18 protein-coding genes and 1 tRNA gene are annotated in these 15,011 nt (G+C 62.4%); 12 read left to right on the plus strand and 7 right to left on the minus strand.

The window, feature by feature from the left end; all coding sequences use genetic code 11:
- The first annotated feature begins 267 nt into the window (after positions 1 to 267).
- From thrS to ACSFA7_RS30665, 9 genes are all read left to right on the plus strand, one after another.
- On the plus strand, positions 268 to 2,175 hold the full coding sequence (thrS, locus tag ACSFA7_RS30625) for a threonine--tRNA ligase (RefSeq protein ID WP_435502832.1): 1,908 nt from the start codon (positions 268 to 270) through the stop codon (positions 2,173 to 2,175).
- Positions 2,176 to 2,276: 101 nt separating this feature from the next.
- Positions 2,277 to 2,900, plus strand: coding sequence for a translation initiation factor IF-3 (gene infC, locus ACSFA7_RS30630; RefSeq protein ID WP_080898454.1), 624 nt, complete (start codon positions 2,277 to 2,279; stop codon positions 2,898 to 2,900).
- Between the two features lie 154 nt (positions 2,901 to 3,054).
- A complete protein-coding gene (gene rpmI / locus ACSFA7_RS30635) occupies positions 3,055 to 3,258 on the plus strand; it encodes a 50S ribosomal protein L35 (protein WP_007832497.1) in 204 nt (67 codons plus the stop codon).
- Positions 3,259 to 3,282: 24 nt separating this feature from the next.
- Positions 3,283 to 3,642, plus strand: coding sequence for a 50S ribosomal protein L20 (gene rplT / locus ACSFA7_RS30640; protein ID WP_007832499.1), 360 nt, complete (start codon positions 3,283 to 3,285; stop codon positions 3,640 to 3,642).
- 113 nt (positions 3,643 to 3,755) lie between these two features.
- A complete protein-coding gene (gene pheS / locus ACSFA7_RS30645; protein ID WP_435502833.1) occupies positions 3,756 to 4,832 on the plus strand; it encodes a phenylalanine--tRNA ligase subunit alpha in 1,077 nt (358 codons plus the stop codon).
- 38 nt (positions 4,833 to 4,870) lie between these two features.
- Positions 4,871 to 7,312 (plus strand): phenylalanine--tRNA ligase subunit beta, encoded by a 2,442-nt coding sequence (gene pheT / locus ACSFA7_RS30650; RefSeq protein ID WP_435502834.1) that lies wholly within the window; start codon positions 4,871 to 4,873, stop codon positions 7,310 to 7,312.
- 2 nt (positions 7,313 to 7,314) lie between these two features.
- Positions 7,315 to 7,686, plus strand: a complete 372-nt coding sequence (locus tag ACSFA7_RS30655) for an integration host factor subunit alpha (RefSeq protein ID WP_198784729.1) — start codon at positions 7,315 to 7,317, stop codon at positions 7,684 to 7,686.
- 73 nt (positions 7,687 to 7,759) lie between these two features.
- A complete protein-coding gene (locus tag ACSFA7_RS30660; RefSeq protein WP_206179605.1) occupies positions 7,760 to 8,218 on the plus strand; it encodes a MerR family transcriptional regulator in 459 nt (152 codons plus the stop codon).
- 26 nt (positions 8,219 to 8,244) lie between these two features.
- Positions 8,245 to 8,321: transfer RNA gene (locus tag ACSFA7_RS30665), tRNA-Pro, on the plus strand.
- A 96-nt stretch (positions 8,322 to 8,417) separates the two neighbouring features.
- On the opposite strand, the gene ACSFA7_RS30670 is transcribed toward ACSFA7_RS30665, so the two are convergent.
- Positions 8,418 to 8,876, minus strand: a complete 459-nt coding sequence (locus ACSFA7_RS30670; RefSeq protein WP_435502835.1) for a tyrosine-type recombinase/integrase — start codon at positions 8,874 to 8,876, stop codon at positions 8,418 to 8,420.
- Positions 8,873 to 9,034: a hypothetical protein gene (locus ACSFA7_RS30675; RefSeq protein WP_435502836.1), complete on the minus strand. Its 162-nt coding sequence runs from the start codon at positions 9,032 to 9,034 to the stop codon at positions 8,873 to 8,875. Before ACSFA7_RS30675 ends, ACSFA7_RS30670 begins: the two co-directional genes overlap by 4 nt.
- A gap of 404 nt (positions 9,035 to 9,438) precedes the next feature.
- On the opposite strand from ACSFA7_RS30675, the gene ACSFA7_RS30680 reads away from it, so the two are divergent.
- Entirely contained in the window at positions 9,439 to 10,215 is a 777-nt protein-coding gene (locus ACSFA7_RS30680) for a hypothetical protein (RefSeq protein WP_435502837.1), read from the plus strand.
- 44 nt (positions 10,216 to 10,259) lie between these two features.
- Here ACSFA7_RS30680 and ACSFA7_RS30685 read toward each other — a convergent pair whose 3' ends face one another.
- Entirely contained in the window at positions 10,260 to 10,544 is a 285-nt protein-coding gene (locus ACSFA7_RS30685) for a hypothetical protein (RefSeq protein ID WP_435502838.1), read from the minus strand.
- Positions 10,545 to 10,707: 163 nt separating this feature from the next.
- Between ACSFA7_RS30685 and ACSFA7_RS30690 the strand changes: the two genes are divergently transcribed.
- Both ACSFA7_RS30690 and ACSFA7_RS30695 read left to right on the plus strand, forming a co-directional pair.
- Positions 10,708 to 11,073, plus strand: a complete 366-nt coding sequence (locus ACSFA7_RS30690; RefSeq protein ID WP_435502953.1) for a response regulator — start codon at positions 10,708 to 10,710, stop codon at positions 11,071 to 11,073.
- 128 nt (positions 11,074 to 11,201) lie between these two features.
- Positions 11,202 to 11,621 (plus strand): hypothetical protein, encoded by a 420-nt coding sequence (locus ACSFA7_RS30695; RefSeq protein ID WP_435502839.1) that lies wholly within the window; start codon positions 11,202 to 11,204, stop codon positions 11,619 to 11,621.
- 296 nt (positions 11,622 to 11,917) lie between these two features.
- Here ACSFA7_RS30695 and ACSFA7_RS30700 read toward each other — a convergent pair whose 3' ends face one another.
- From ACSFA7_RS30700 to ACSFA7_RS30715, 4 genes are all read right to left on the minus strand, one after another.
- Positions 11,918 to 12,103, minus strand: coding sequence for a hypothetical protein (locus ACSFA7_RS30700; RefSeq protein ID WP_435502840.1), 186 nt, complete (start codon positions 12,101 to 12,103; stop codon positions 11,918 to 11,920).
- A gap of 702 nt (positions 12,104 to 12,805) precedes the next feature.
- Positions 12,806 to 13,192: a DUF4150 domain-containing protein gene (locus tag ACSFA7_RS30705; protein WP_435502841.1), complete on the minus strand. Its 387-nt coding sequence runs from the start codon at positions 13,190 to 13,192 to the stop codon at positions 12,806 to 12,808.
- 21 nt (positions 13,193 to 13,213) lie between these two features.
- Positions 13,214 to 13,927 carry a DUF3540 domain-containing protein gene (locus ACSFA7_RS30710; protein WP_435502842.1) on the minus strand — a complete coding sequence of 238 codons (714 nt, stop codon included), beginning with the start codon at positions 13,925 to 13,927 and terminating at the stop codon, positions 13,214 to 13,216.
- A complete protein-coding gene (locus ACSFA7_RS30715; RefSeq protein WP_435502843.1) occupies positions 13,924 to 14,985 on the minus strand; it encodes a pentapeptide repeat-containing protein in 1,062 nt (353 codons plus the stop codon). Before ACSFA7_RS30715 ends, ACSFA7_RS30710 begins: the two co-directional genes overlap by 4 nt.
- Between the last annotated feature and the right edge of the window lie 26 nt (positions 14,986 to 15,011).

The raw sequence follows: 15,011 nt of genomic DNA on the forward strand, positions 1-15,011 counted from the left end.
CCGGCGAGGCGCAGGGGCTCGAGAACGCAGGCGCCCACAGCACTGGCGGGCAGAAGTTAGAATTGCCGTCTCTGCACTCAACAAGAGCGAGAAAGGCATCTTGGTTATGACACCGCGAACTACTCCGCAAGGATTCAGCGGCTTTTTCTTCTTCGAGGCGATCGAAGGAAAGAGCCGGTAGCCCGCGCTCGCTGGTTTTTCTCCAGCTCCAAACCAAGCAAAGCGCGGCATCCACCGCGCTTTTTTGTTTTTCTCCCGAGGTTTCACATGATCCAGATCACGCTCCCCGACAACTCGCGCCGCGAGTTCCCAGGCCCGGTTTCGGTGGCCGAAGTGGCCCAGTCCATCGGCCCAGGCCTCGCCAAGATGACGGTGGCCGGCAAGGTCGACGGCCGTCTGGTCGATGCCAGCGACGTCATTGACCACGACGCCAAGCTCCAGATCATCACGCCCAAGGACGACGAGGGCCTCGAGATCATTCGTCACTCGACGGCCCACTTGGTCGGGCATGCGGTGAAGCAGCTTTACCCGACGGCCAAGATGGTGATCGGTCCAGTGATCGACGAAGGTTTTTACTACGACATCTCCTACGAGCGCCCCTTTACGCCCGAGGACATGGCGGCGATCGAAGCGCGCATGCGCGAGCTGATCGCGCAGGACTACGACGTCGTCAAGAAGATGACGCCGCGCGCCGAGGTGATCGAGATCTTCAAGTCGCGCGGCGAAGACTACAAGCTCCGCCTGGTCGAAGACATGCCCGACGAGCAGGCGATGGGCCTGTACTACCACCAGGAATACGTCGACATGTGCCGCGGCCCGCACGTGCCGAACACGCGCTTCCTCAAGGTTTTCAAGCTCACGAAGCTGGCCGGCGCCTACTGGCGCGGCGACGCGAAGAACGAGCAACTGCAGCGCATCTACGGCACGGCCTGGGCCGACAAGAAGCAACTCGACCAGTACATCCAGCGCATCGAGGAAGCCGAGAAGCGCGACCATCGCAAGCTGGGCAAGGAGCTCGACCTGTTCCACATCGACGAAGTGGCGCCGGGCGTGGTGTTCTGGCACCCCAAGGGCTGGGCGGTGTGGCAGGCGGTGGAGCAGTACATGCGCGGCATCTACCGCGACACGGGCTATTGGGAAGTGAAGGGCCCGCAGATCCTCGACAAGAGCCTGTGGGAGAAAACGGGCCATTGGCAGAACTATCGCGACAACATGTTCACGACGGAATCGGAAAAGCGCGAATACGCGTTGAAGCCGATGAACTGCCCGGGCCACGTGCTGATCTTCAAGAGCGATCTGCGCAGCTACCGTGACCTGCCGTTGCGCTACGGCGAGTTCGGACAGTGCCACCGCAACGAACCCAGCGGTGCGCTGCACGGGATCATGCGCGTGCGCGGTTTTACGCAGGACGACGGTCACATCTTCTGCACGGAAGACCAGATCCTCGACGAATGCATCGCCTACACGGAGCAGCTGCAGAAGGTCTATGCCGATTTCGGCTTCACGGACATCCTCTACAAGGTCGCCACGCGGCCCGAGAACCGCGTCGGCTCCGACGAGCTGTGGGACAAGGCCGAGCACGCGGTGATGGAGTCGCTGCGCCGCTCGGGTGTCGATTTCATCATCTCGCCGGGCGATGGCGCCTTCTACGGTCCGAAGATCGAATACACGCTGCGCGACGCCATCGGCCGCCAGTGGCAGTGCGGCACGATGCAGGTCGACTTCAACACGGCCGAGCGCTTGGGCGGCGAATACGTGACGGAATCGAGCGGCCGCGCGCACCCCGTGATGCTGCATCGCGCCATTGTGGGCAGCCTCGAGCGCTTCATCGGCATGCTGATCGAACACCACTCCGGCGCACTGCCTGCATGGCTCGCTCCGGTGCAGGTGGCGGTGCTCAATATCAGCGAAGGGCAGGCCGATTACGCTGCGCAAGTTGCGAAAACGCTGCAAAATCAAGGGCTTAGGGTTCAGCTGGATCTGCACAACGAGAAGATTACGTATAAAATACGGAAGCATTCGTTGCAAAAGCTCCCTTACATCCTCGTCGTGGGCGACAAGGAAAAGGAAGCAGGTGCCGTCGCAGTGCGCGCCCGGGGTAATCAAGACCTCGGAGCAATGTCCCTCGAATCGTTCGTGCAACGGCTCGTCCAGGATGTTGCCGACAAGCGTTGATTTGTCTCTGAAACACCCCATATGTTTCCCAGCCAAATCGTGCCGCTTGTCCGCGAGGACTGACCGGCGTTCGCTACAGATTTTGTAGCAAATTTTGAAGGATTCTGACCATCGCTACTGCATTTCGCGACCGCCGCCACCGCGAGGAACGCCAACACCGCCTGAACCGGGAAATCATGGCCCCGGAAGTCCGCCTTGTAGGCCCGGAAAACGAGCCATTGGGTGTTATGAGTCTCTCGGAGGCCCTGCGCCTCGCTGGCGAGGCTGATGTGGATCTGGTGGAGGTCGTCGCGGCGGCCAATCCGCCGGTATGTCGCCTGATCGAGTACGGCAAGTTCAAGTACCACGAGCAGAAAAAAGCGGCCGAGGCGAAGTCGAAGCAGAAGGTCATCGAGGTCAAGGAAATCAAGTTCCGACCCGGTACCGACGACGGCGACTACAACATCAAGATGCGCAACATCAAGCGCTTTCTTGAAGAGGGCGACAAATGCAAGATCACGCTGCGCTTCCGTGGCCGCGAGATCACGCACCAGGAGCTCGGCTTGGCACTCTTGCAGCGCATTCGCGACGAACTGGGTGACCTGATCATGGTCGAGCAGTTCCCGAAGCTGGAAGGCCGGCAGATGATCATGATGATCGCGCCGGGCCGAAAGAAGGCCGGTGGCGGTGCTCCCAAGCCGGCAGCAGACGCTGCACCGGCAACGGCGCCCGCGGCAACCGCCTGAGGCGTTTGCAGCAGACGAGGTTTTGAAGGGATTTCGCCGTTGCCGGCGCTTTGAAAGAAGCGCAGGCAGGGGCGAGATAAAGAAGTGTCTCGGGGCCAACAAGTCCGTGGAGTATCCGCGGCGCCTCACGAGCACAAACTAAAGGAGCATTCACATGCCCAAAATGAAGACCAAGAGCAGCGCGAAAAAACGTTTCCGCGTTCGTCCCGGTGGCACCGTCAAGCGCGGTCAAGCCTTCAAGCGTCACATCTTGACGAAGAAGACCACCAAGAACAAGCGTCACCTCCGTGGTGCAGTCGCAGTGCATGAGACCAACATGGTTTCTGTCGCCGCCATGCTGCCCGGCCGTGGCATTTAACTCAGACGAACAAGGAGTACACACATGCCTCGCGTCAAACGTGGTGTAACGGCTCGCGCCCGCCACAAGAAAGTTCTCGCACTCGCCAAGGGTTTCCGCGGTCGCCGCGGCAATGTCTTCCGCGTCGCCAAACAGGCGGTGATGAAGGCAGGCCAATACGCCTACCGTGACCGCCGTACCAAGAAGCGCGTGTTCCGTCAGCTGTGGATCGCGCGTATCAACGCCGCCTCGCGTGAACTGGGCCTGACCTACAGCCAGTTCGCCAACGGCATCCGCAAGGCCGGTATCGAGATCGACCGCAAGATGCTTGCGGACATCGCCGTGCACGACAAGGCCGCTTTTGCCGGCATCGTGGAGCAGGTCAAGGCCAAGCTGGCTGCTTGATTCTGCACAGCAGGGGTGCTGCCTCCGGGCAGCTTCCTGCGCCCACGGCTCAAGGGCTGGCGCTTGAAAAGGCTCCAGCTCTTTTTTATTTCCCCTCGAAGATTTTTGTTGCCATGAACGAGTTGGACTCCCTTGCAGCCACCGCACGCGCCGCCTTCGCCGAAGCGAAAACGCCCGCCGAGCTCGAAAACGCCAAGGCCCAGTTCCTCGGCAAATCGGGCCGCATCACCGAGTTGATGAAGGGCATGGCCGCGCTGAGTGTCGAGGAGAAGAAGTCCCGTGGCGCTGCGATCAACGTGGCCAAGCAGGCCATCGAGTCCGCGCTGACCGATCGCCGCCAGCAACTGGCCGACGAAGAACTCTCCCAGCAACTGCGTGCCGAAGCGCTCGACGTGAGCTTGCCCGGCCGCCGCCGCATTCCCGGTGGATTGCACCCCGTGAGCCGCACGCTGGAACGCATCGAGGAGATCTTCTCGAGCATGGGCTTCGACGTGGCCGACGGCCCCGAGATCGAGAGCGACTGGCACAGCTTCACATCGCTCAACAACCCGCCGAACCATCCTGCGCGCTCGATGCAGGACACCTTCTACGTCGACCTGAACGGCGACGACGGCATCCCTTACAACCTGCGTCCGCACACCAGCCCGATGCAGGTGCGCTATGCGCATCAGCACATTAAGAAGTACGCGGCCGAGTTCGCCGCGGCTGCCGCCGACACCACCGGTACCGTCAAGGCACCCGAAATTCGCGTGATCGCGCCGGGCCGCACCTACCGCGTCGACAGCGACGCCACCCACTCGCCCATGTTCCACCAGTGCGAAGGCCTGTGGCTCGGGGAGAACGTGAGCTTCAAGGACCTGAAGGTCGTCTTCACCGACTTCTGTCGCACCTTCTTCGAGCGCGACGACCTCGTGCTGCGTTTCCGCCCGAGCTTCTTCCCGTTCACCGAGCCGAGCGCCGAGATCGACATCCAGTTCGCGAGCGGCCCGCTGGCCGGCCGCTGGCTCGAGGTGTCGGGTTCGGGCCAAGTGCATCCGAACGTCGTGCGCAACATGGGGCTTGACCCCGAGCGCTACATCGGCTTCGCCTTCGGCATGGGCCCCGACCGGCTCACGATGCTGCGCTACGGCGTGAACGACCTGCGCCTCTTCTTCGACGGCGACCTGCGTTTTCTCTCGCAGTTCCAGTAAGCACCCATCCATAGAAAAACCAGATCGAGATCGAAGAGATGCAATTCCCGGAATCCTGGCTGCGCGAGTTCTGCAACCCGCCCCTCGACAGCGCCACGCTGGCCGAAACGCTCACCATGGGCGGCTTCGAGGTTGAAGAGCGCCGACCGGTGGCGCCGCCGTTTACGCGCATCGTGGTCGGCGAAATCAAGGAAGCGGTGCAACACCCGAATGCTGATCGCCTGCGCGTGTGCCAGGTCGATGCGGGGCAGGGTGCCTTGCTCAACATCGTGTGCGGCGCGCCCAATGCGCGCGTCGGCATCAAGGTGCCTTGCGCGCTCGTCGGCGCCGAACTGCCGCCTGGTGAAGACGGCAAGCCCTTCCTCATCAAGCTCGGCAAGCTGCGCGGCGTCGAGAGCCAGGGCATGCTGTGCTCGGCGCGCGAGCTGAAGCTGAGCGAAGACCACGGCGGTCTGCTCGAGCTCGATGCCGATGCGCCCATCGGTGCCGACGTGCGCGATGTGCTCAAGCTCGACGACGCGCTGCTGACCCTCAAGCTCACGCCGAACCTCGCGCATGGCCTGAGCGTCTACGGTGTCGCACGCGAACTCGCGGCGCTCACCGGAGCGCCGCTCAAGACACCGGCGATCGCGCCCGTGGCCCCTTCGTTCACCGACGTGCTGCCGGTCAAGGTCGAGGCCCCCGAACTCTGCGGCCGCTTCTCCGGCCGCATCGTGCGCGGTGTGAACACCACCGTCGCCACGCCCGCCTGGATGGTCGAGCGCCTTGCGCGCTGCGGCCAGCGCAGCGTGACGCCGCTGGTCGACATCTCGAACTACGTGATGTTCGAGTATGGCCAGCCCAGCCACATCTTCGACCTCGACAAGATTCACGGTGGCCTCACGGTGCGCTGGGGCAAGGCGGGCGAACAGCTCAAGCTGCTGAACGGCACCACGATCACCGTCGACGACAAGGTCGGCGTGATCGCCGACGACCGCGAAGTCGAATCGCTGGCCGGCATCATGGGCGGCGATGCGACCTCGGTGTCCGACGACACCCGCAACATCTACGTCGAGGCCGCGTTCTGGTGGCCGGAAGCCGTGCAGGGCCGTTCGCGCCGTTTCAACTTCTCGACCGATGCGGGTCACCGCTACGAGCGCGGTGTGGATCCGAGCCGCAGTGTCGAGATCATCGAGCGCATCACGCAGCTGATCCTCGAAATCTGCGGCGGCGAAGCCGGCAAGATGGACGACCAGACGCTGCATGTGCCCGCAGCTGTGCCCGTCACGCTGCGCGTGGCGCGTGCCGCGCGTGTGATCGGCATGCCGCTGACGCAGGCGCAATGCGCCGATGCGCTCAACCGCCTCGGCGTTGCAATCACCGAAGGCGAAGGCACGCTGACCGTGTCCCCGCCGCCGCACCGCTTCGACCTGCTGATCGAAGAAGACCTGATCGAAGAAGTCGCGCGCCTGATCGGCTTCAACAACCTGCCGACCACCGCGCCGCTCGCGCCCATCACCGCCCGCGTGCGCCCCGAAGCGCAGCGCAGCCGCTTCGCCGTGCGCCGCAGCATCGCGGCACTCGGTTACCAGGAAACCATCAACTTCAGCTTTGTCGAAGCGCACTGGGAGCAGGACCTTGCCGGCAATGCCAACCCCATCAAGCTGCTGAACCCCATCGCGAGCCAGATGAGCGTGATGCGCTCGTCGCTGCTCGGCTCGTTGCTGCAGGTGCTCAAGTTCAATCTCGACCGCAAGGCGCCGCGCGTGCGCGTGTTCGAGCTGGGCCGCGTGTTCATGCGTGATGACAGCGTCGTCACCACCGACAGCACCGTGCGTGGTGTGAACCAGCCGATGCGCGTGGCAGGTCTCGCCTGGGGCGACGCCGATGAGGCGCGCTGGGACGGCAAGCCGCAGCGCATCGACTTCTACGACGTCAAGGGCGACGTCGAAGCGCTGCTCGCACCGCTGGTGCCGAGCTTCGAGCCAGCCGAGCATCCCGCATTGCACCCCGGCCGTTCGGCCCGCATCTCGGTCGACGGCAAGGCCATCGGCTTCGTCGGCGAACTGCATCCGCGCTGGCGTCAGAAGTGGGACTTCGCGCAGGCACCCGTGCTGTTCGAGCTCGACCTCGATGCGATCACTGCGCGTCCTGTGCCCGTGGCGCAGCCGGTGCCCAAGCACCAGGCCGTCGAACGCGATATCGCGGTCGTGGTCACCGAAGCCGTCACGCACGACGCGCTGATGCAGGCGATCCGCACCACCGCAGCCGCACAGGGCCTGCTGCGCGATGCGACGCTGTTCGATATCTACCGCCCGCAGCCACTGCGCGATGGAGCGATCGCGGCACCTGGCGCGCTGGCGCAGGGCGAGAAGAGCATGGCGGTGCGCCTGAGTTTCCAGAGCGACAGCGCCACCCTGACGGACGAGCAGGTCGAGCCCGCAGTCCGTGCAATCGTCGAACAACTGGGCGCCAAGGTCGGCGGCCGCTTGAGAGGATGAAGATGAACGCTGCCGAATTCACGCTCGAGGCCCTCGAAACGCCGGCGCTCACCAAGGCGCACCTGGCCGACCTGCTGTTCGAGCAGATCGGGCTGAACAAGCGCGAGTCCAAGGACATGGTCGAGGCGTTCTTCGAGCTCGTGGCCAACAGCCTGATCGAAGGCACGGACGTGAAGATCTCGGGCTTCGGCAACTTCCAGATTCGCGTGAAGGCGCCGCGGCCCGGCCGCAATCCGCGCACCGGCGAAGCCATTCCGATCGGCGAACGTCGCGTTGCCACGTTCCATGCGAGCGCCAAGCTCAAGGAACAGATTCACGGAAGCATCGAGCAGAGCGGCTCATCCGAAGTCGAGTGGAGCCTGGGCACCGAATAGTGCTTGGCGCTCGGCGGTTGCGTAGAGTAATCTCTCAGGTTTCCCGCGCACCGTCTTGATTTCAATGGAAATAATGGAGAAAGCGCTCCCGCCGATTCCTGTCAAACGCTACTTCACCATCGGTGAGGTCGGCGAACTCTGCGGCGTCAAGCCGCACGTGCTGCGTTACTGGGAACAAGAGTTCACGCAGTTGCGGCCCATGAAGCGCCGCGGCAATCGTCGCTACTACCAGCACCACGAAGTGCTCATGATCCGCCGCATTCGCGACCTGCTCTACGATCAGGGCTTCACGATCAGCGGTGCGCGCAACAAGCTGCAAGAGCTCGTGCAGGGCGAACGCGACCGCCGCAAGGCCGGCGAAGTGCCGCTCGAAGGCATGGAGGCGATCGAGATCGACCAGGAAGAATTCGATGCCGCCGTGGTGCAGGACAGCCCCGACCAGACCGCACCGCGCACGGTCGATCTGTCGCAGTTGTTGCACCTTCGCCGCGAGCTTTTTGAAATTCGTGAGCTCCTGACCGTCGGACGCTGATTTCAGCCGGCTATAATCACAGGCTTCGGTGTGTGGCGCAGCCTGGTAGCGCACTTGCATGGGGTGCAAGGGGTCGAAGGTTCGAATCCTTTCACACCGACCAAAATGTTAGTTAGATCAACGGGTTAGAGCCACAAGCTCTGACCCGTTTTTCTTTGGTTTTGACAAACCCGTCGATTCCTGACAAACCCAGCCGATTTCAGCTGTTTCCACGTCCCCCGATTGCCGATGGCAAGGGGGTGCCGGTTGGGATCTTGCGGCGGTACACGCGCTTCGTCACCTTCACGTCCTCGTGGTGCAGCAACTCCTGCGCAGACACGTCCGAGTCGGAATCCGACGCAGCCTTTGCGCGCATGTCGTGGAAGGTGATCTCCCGCGGTTTGAGGCCCAACTTCTTCCGCACTGCACCCCAAAGCGTCTTGAACGCCTCTTTGCCGTATGGCTTGCCTTGCTTCGTGATGAACAGGTAATCGCTGGGCAGACTGGCCGCACCGCCTCGGTTTTTCTTGCGGAGCTCGAGCGCATGAACGAGTGCCGCCCGCAGGTCCGGCGTCATGCTGTACGCCTTGGTGATGTAGCCCTTGTCGTTGCGCTTCTTCGTCACGCGCAACTCGATCTGGGCTTCATTGAAATCGCCGATCCGGATGTCGAAGATCATTCCTCACGCGCGCCGGTCTGGGTGCTGATCTCCAGCATGCACTGCAGCACTGGGCTGGCCGCGTTGTAGATCTCAGCGTATCGCTCATCGCTCACGTACTGATCGCGCGGCGACTCAGGCAGCCGAATCACCTTGGAGTCGGTGTGCCGTGTCGTCATGACCCGGACCTCTTCGCTCGTGCATGCGGCGCACTTCATGGCCGTGCCTGCCGAAGAACGAAAAGGGCGCCAAGGGAGCAAGGTTCGTGCTGTCCACCTCCATGGGGGGTGAGAGAAGCACTGTGTTCGTGCGAGATGAAACTCAACAGACTGTCTTCCACCATAGCATTGTGGAATTGCCTTCAAATGGAACGGGTGAGGAGTTATTGGCGTTCCTCAATCGCGAAGGAGCTTTAGGTGCGAGGCCCTTCCAGTCGTTCTCCGAAGGCAATCGAACGTACATCATTTTCATGACTGGATATGGCTGCAAAGGGTTGCTGTGCTGAGTGGGTGAGCGCATCAGCGTCGATCACGACCGAAAAGCCCGTGTTCAAGCTTTCTGGGGATCCGCGCTAGAAAAGCGCATGCCTCAACCCCGCGGCCGCCGCCATCCCCTGTTTCTCCGGCTCACCAAGCCGATTGAGCCGATCTACCCCAAAGCCGTGACGCCTGTCGCTTGGGACGACGATGAGCCGCTGGATGAGGTGGAGGGCGTGGTCTACATCGTTACCCGGCAGTGCGCGCGAATGCGAACCTGGGCGCGACAACTGCGCAAGCTCCACGAGGCCGATGAGACCTACAAGACGGAGGAGGGCATCAGCCCGCTCAGCGCGACGCCGTTGAGGGAGGCGAATCTTCGCGAGCTCGGGACCAGCATCGACCTCTATTCAGAGCACGGCGGCGAAGTCCTGACTGCGAGATCCGCGGTGCGCGCATACGTGACCACCGATCTGTTGGCGGTCGTGACGGAGCGAGCCGATGGCGATGCCGTGGGCTTCATCTCGTTCAGGCTGAAGTGGATCGTGGATGCCTTCGCCGGCCGGAGGAATGAGGCGGAGCTCGAGGTGGAACTTGATCAGGCTTGGATAGCACCGGCTTTCCGAAAGAGACGCTGGGGTGAGATGGCGGCGATCGCGATTGCCTTCGCGACTGAGCGCCACGTCAAGCACATCAGGGCGACGACACGGTGGCCACGAGAGTTCTACGCGAAGCTGCAGCTCACCGTCGGCGCAGACCTCTACAGCCACAGTGGCGAAGCGCTGCTCGCGAAGTGCGCAGAGTACGTGTCGTTCCAGTTCAGTTTCGAGCCCGAGTCACAGCGACTGAGCGTGCCTCAGATCATCCTGGATGGCCGGTGGTAGGCCGCGGAGGGAAGGTAGCGGGATGAAGAGGGGGGGCGCCGTGTCTAGGGCTTGCCCTTGGCCAACTCTCGTTCCAGTGACTCGTTCACCTTCTTTAGCTTCTCGCTCGATGCACTGAGTTGCTTTTCGAGTTGACTCGTTCGCTCTACCGCTTGATCAGCGTCGGACGAGATGACCTCCTTGGGTAGCTCGCTTTCTAGAACGGCGTGTACGACCGCGAGCTCGTCAGCAGCCTTCTCGACTGCTCGCGTCGCTTCCTTGTTTTCCTTCAGCGCCTTGACCAAGCCAGTTGCATTTTTGGGGGGCGAAGGTCGCGCCTGCTTGGGCATGGGTTTCCTTGAATCGAGCAATGTGCCTGATGCTAGTCAAAATCCGATGGGCTGCAAACAAGTGGAGCTTTCGGCCTACATGTGTGGCGTGACTTGTCCGTATAACCAGTGAAAGGTCGGTCTGCAATTCAACACAATAAATATCGTGCCCGATGCAACCGCTATGCCGCTCGCAACCATCTTGATCGAAGACAGTAAGACCATCAGGGACAACTTGATTCCCGCGTTGGCTGAACTCGCCGACGTGGATGTTGTGGCTATCGCGGAAACGGCGAGCGAGGCTGTCTCCGTCCTCGAGAGTTTCGGGGATGGGTGGCACCTCGCTGTGGTGGATCTCTTCCTTCGCGAAGGAACCGGTCTGACAGTCCTGCGCGCTTGCCAAGGGCGCATGGCGCATCAGCGGGTGGTGGTGTTGACGAACTATCCCACGGAGGAAATGCGACGCCGGGCCTTGGAACTGGGTGCTGATGCGATCTTTGACAAGTCGAGGGAGCTCGACATGTTCTTCGAATGGTGCCGAGTTCCCTGAATTACCTTGGAATGCAGGTGCAGCCATCCTTGACCGTTGAATGCTGAGATCGGCGTTGGTAGGCGCGCTGCACGCCTGGCCGAGGGTGCGTCGATATAGTGGCGTCGAAACAGCTCTCAGACGTCATCATGGATCTCTCCGTTCCTACCCTTGTCATCAGCACAATCCTCGCCGCTGTCGGAATATCAATCTCGATCGCTGCGCTGGACGAAGGGAAGCGTGCTTGGCTGTTCGGATTCTGGAAGCGTTGGACGGGTAGAGCGTTCATCGCTTTGATGATCCTGAATTCTGCCGGCGGAATTCTCCAGTTCTGGTGGCTCGATGCGGCTCCGAGGCGAAGCGAAATTCTCATGCTGGGAGTGCATGCACTCAATCTTTCCACCGCCGTCTTCATCATCTTCATGTCGGAACTGGAGAAGGCTCTTGAAGTTCGCAACGCCAAACGAGCTGCGCTCGAAGAGACGATCAAAAAACTGGAGCAGAAGATCGAAGCCCTGACTTCGTTTAAGGCGATGCCAGCGACCGTCGACACTAGCAAGCGGCTATAGGATGAGGTGCTAACCCTGGAAGGCACGGACGCCGGCAGGCAAGACATCCTCGTCGCCTCGTTTCGTGCGGCGGTTCTGCTTGCGGCGAAAGGCACGCTCTTCAAGCTTCATCTGGACTTGGGTGTCTGGAGCGCCACGAAGCATCCGACAGACTTTGCAGGAGCAAGACTTCGGGGTTCGCTTCGACGACATGGTGGCGATTATCGTGATGATCACAGCCATGAAAAAGCCGCCTCTAGGGCGGCTTGGTCGTGGCGTAGCGGTGCCGGCTGGCCGCCCCGCCAGAGGTCTGTGGCTTACGGCGTTGGGCCGCCGAAGTCCAAGTCTTTCGTGTCGCCGAATTTTGGGTGGACCATGTTGACGTTCGCCTTGAATGTTTCTGGCGTGTGCGACAGCTTCAAAATCGTGACGATCGAACTGAGATGTTCGCGCAGCTTCGGGTGGCCGCTGCGCATCGCTGCCAGCCAGCCGTCGGACCACAACACCTCCGTCAGCAGCGACTCCGACAGGTCGACGACCGGCAGGATCAGGGCCAGGTCGAGTTCCCGTCGCTGCAGCGCCGCGACCAGCGTGGAAGACGAGTCTTCAAACCGGCGATGCGGTTCTGATGACGCTGGAGGAGTTCGAAACCGAGTCCCGTCTCCAGGGCCTAGAGTTGTTCAAGGCCATGCTTCAGTCCAACTTACTTGGTAGCGTCGACCTTCTCACCAACAAAGAATTTTCCCTTGAACCAGTCCTGCCTGGGAAGTGCGGAAAGCTCGACGAGATCGTGAAAGTGACCTGCCATTTCGCACCCGCAGTCAATGCACCTCCAAATCTTCATTCCCTTGGGCTCGGTCGGCCCCTCAAGATGACTGCCATCACATTGTGTGCATTTCATGATTAGTCTCTTGTGCTGCTGACGGCGTAGTCAACCGGTCGATACAAGATTCGGCTGAACATCCCAGTCGGCGTCTGGAAGCCGAGGGGCTCTTGGCCTTTCGCTCAAGCGGCTGGGCTGACGCCCTCGTAATTGAACCGGAAGGAGATCTCGGATCTCGACAAATGAGGAGCAAACGACCCAGCCCGCGCCGGTGTGCCACCGCCGGCGAGAGCGCCTTTAACAATATTACTGCGAGCCCGGTCCTGAGCGCTTGGAAGTGCGTCGTGACCTTTTGATTCAGATCTGGGCCGCGGCCGGTGTCTCAGGGTGCCAACACCAGCACCTTGAACTGACTCGGCACGATCCGCATACCGACGATGTTGCAGCGGTTTTGCACAGCAAGGCTGGTCACGCGTGTGCAGGGCGTGCCCTTCAATAGCACGGTGAACGCGCCGGTGATATGACGCGAGGGGCCCATCACCGTCTGCGACACCACGCCCATCAGCACGCCCGCGTTGTCGCCGTTGGTGATCGGCGTGGTGGTCGCCATGTTGTGGACGGGCGTGCCGCCATAGAGGATGTTCCAGGCGTTGGGAATCGCGGTCGGCCCGAGCGCGAAGTTGGGGTAGGGAATGGGAAGTGCGGGCGGCGTCTTGCAGACATCGGGAAAGGCGAGGTCCACGCCCATCATCTGTGCATTGGCAAACATGGCAAAGGCTCCTTTTCTCGATCAACCCATGTGAATCTGTTCGGCGTCCACTTTCACCAGCGCCTTGCTGGTGACGAAGGTGTTCTTCGCGTGCAGGCGCATGCTCTCGGAGGCCTGCATGTCGATCTGGCCCGCCCGCACTTGCTCGACCTCCTCGGTGAGGCGAAAGCTCGAGCGCGTGAGCACGCTCAGGCGATCGAGCACAGTCTCCAGCGTCCGGCCCACGAAGCGCGCGACCAGCGTGGTCACGCGCACTTCGGCGCCCCGATAGTCCATCTGTGCGATGTCGACTTGTGCCTTTGCGGCCTGGAGCGCCAAAGCGGGTGCTTCCAGCGCGAGGGTGCCGCGTCGCGAGCGGATCGTGAGGTCACCGTCGGTCACGATCTCGGCGCGGCTCGGGTCCGCCTGCGTGACGACGGCGATCAGATAGAGCTTGTCGTGGTGGGGTCCGGCCACGAGCACCGTGTCGCCTGCGGTCGGCTGTAGCAGGCAGCTTGCGGCCCGCTGGCAGCGCCAGGATGCGGTGCCGTCCTGGGGAGCGACGAGAAAGCCGCCTTCCGCGAGCTGTTGCCGGACCGTGCCGAGTGCGCTGCCGGTCCATGCGGGCGTGACCGGGGCGGCAGATGGCATCGGCCTGCGCATCAGCGCGCGCATCTCGGCGTCGGATGCGTCGTGGTCGATGGCGGCATCGTTGCGCAGTGGCAAGGGCTGATTGCGATTGGCGCGGTGGTTCATGGGGATGAGATGTCGTGTGTATCGGGCGGCGGCAGCGGCCGTCCGAAGGTGTCGCGGCCAGCGCGCTGCGGGCGGCTCGCGCGCGCGGCCGAGAAACGTTCGGCCTCGAAGAGCGCCGGGTCGCTGTCGAGCACGCCGATGCGGTCGTTCCAGCGGGTCCCGGCCTGTATGGCGCGGTGTGTCTGGGTCCGATGGAAGGTGGCGCCGCGCAGGTCGGCGTCGCCGAGGTCGGCATAGGAAAAATCCGCATACACGAGGTGGCTGTGCGCGAACGAGGTGCGCCGGCAACTGGCGCGATGGAACACGCATTGCTCAAGCCGCGACCTCGAGAAGTCGGCATCGTCGAGCCGGGCGTCGATCCACAGGCTCTGGTCGAAATGTCCGCCACTGGCGTTGGCGCCGCGCAGGTCGGCTTCCGGAAAAAGACATTGCGGCGCGTGCACATTCGCAAGCACCGCCTGGGCAAGCTTCGCCCCCTTGAAGTTGCACTGGCTCAGCCGCGCGCCGGAGAAGTTGCAGCCGGCCAGGTCGGCATCGACGAACTGGCACAGGTGAAAAGACTGTGCCGAGAAGTCCTGCCCCGCGAGCGAGGCTTCGCTGAAGATGACGTTGTGGAAGCTCGCCCCCCTGAAGCTCGCGCCGCGCAGCCCGGCGCGGTAGTAGACCGTGGTGTTCAGCGCCACATCGTCGAAACGCGTGCCGTCGAGCCTGCTTTCGCCGAACACCGATTTCGTGAGGTCCGCGCGCTCGAAGCTTGCGCCGTCGAGCGTGCTCCGGTGGAAGGTGGCTTGGCCGAGCCGGGCGTCGGTCAGGTCGGCGCCGTGCAGTTCGGTCTCGGTGAAAACCGCGTGCATCAGCGTGGCCGAGCGCAGGCTCGCGCGGGGGAGGGCGCATCGGGTGAAGGCGCAGTGGTGAAGGTCGGCGGTATCGAGCGTTGCCTCGTCGAAGCGGCAGGCCTCGAACACCGACTCGGCCAGCAGCGCGCCGCGCAGGCTCGCGCGGGTGAAGTCGCAGGCGCCGAAGGTGCCGCCTCGCAGGTCGAGTCCGTCGAAGTCCATGCCCCGGAAATCCTGGCCCTGGATGT

Source organism: Variovorax trehalosi, assembly GCF_051216415.1.
In the GTDB taxonomy this organism is placed as follows: domain Bacteria; phylum Pseudomonadota; class Gammaproteobacteria; order Burkholderiales; family Burkholderiaceae_C; genus Variovorax.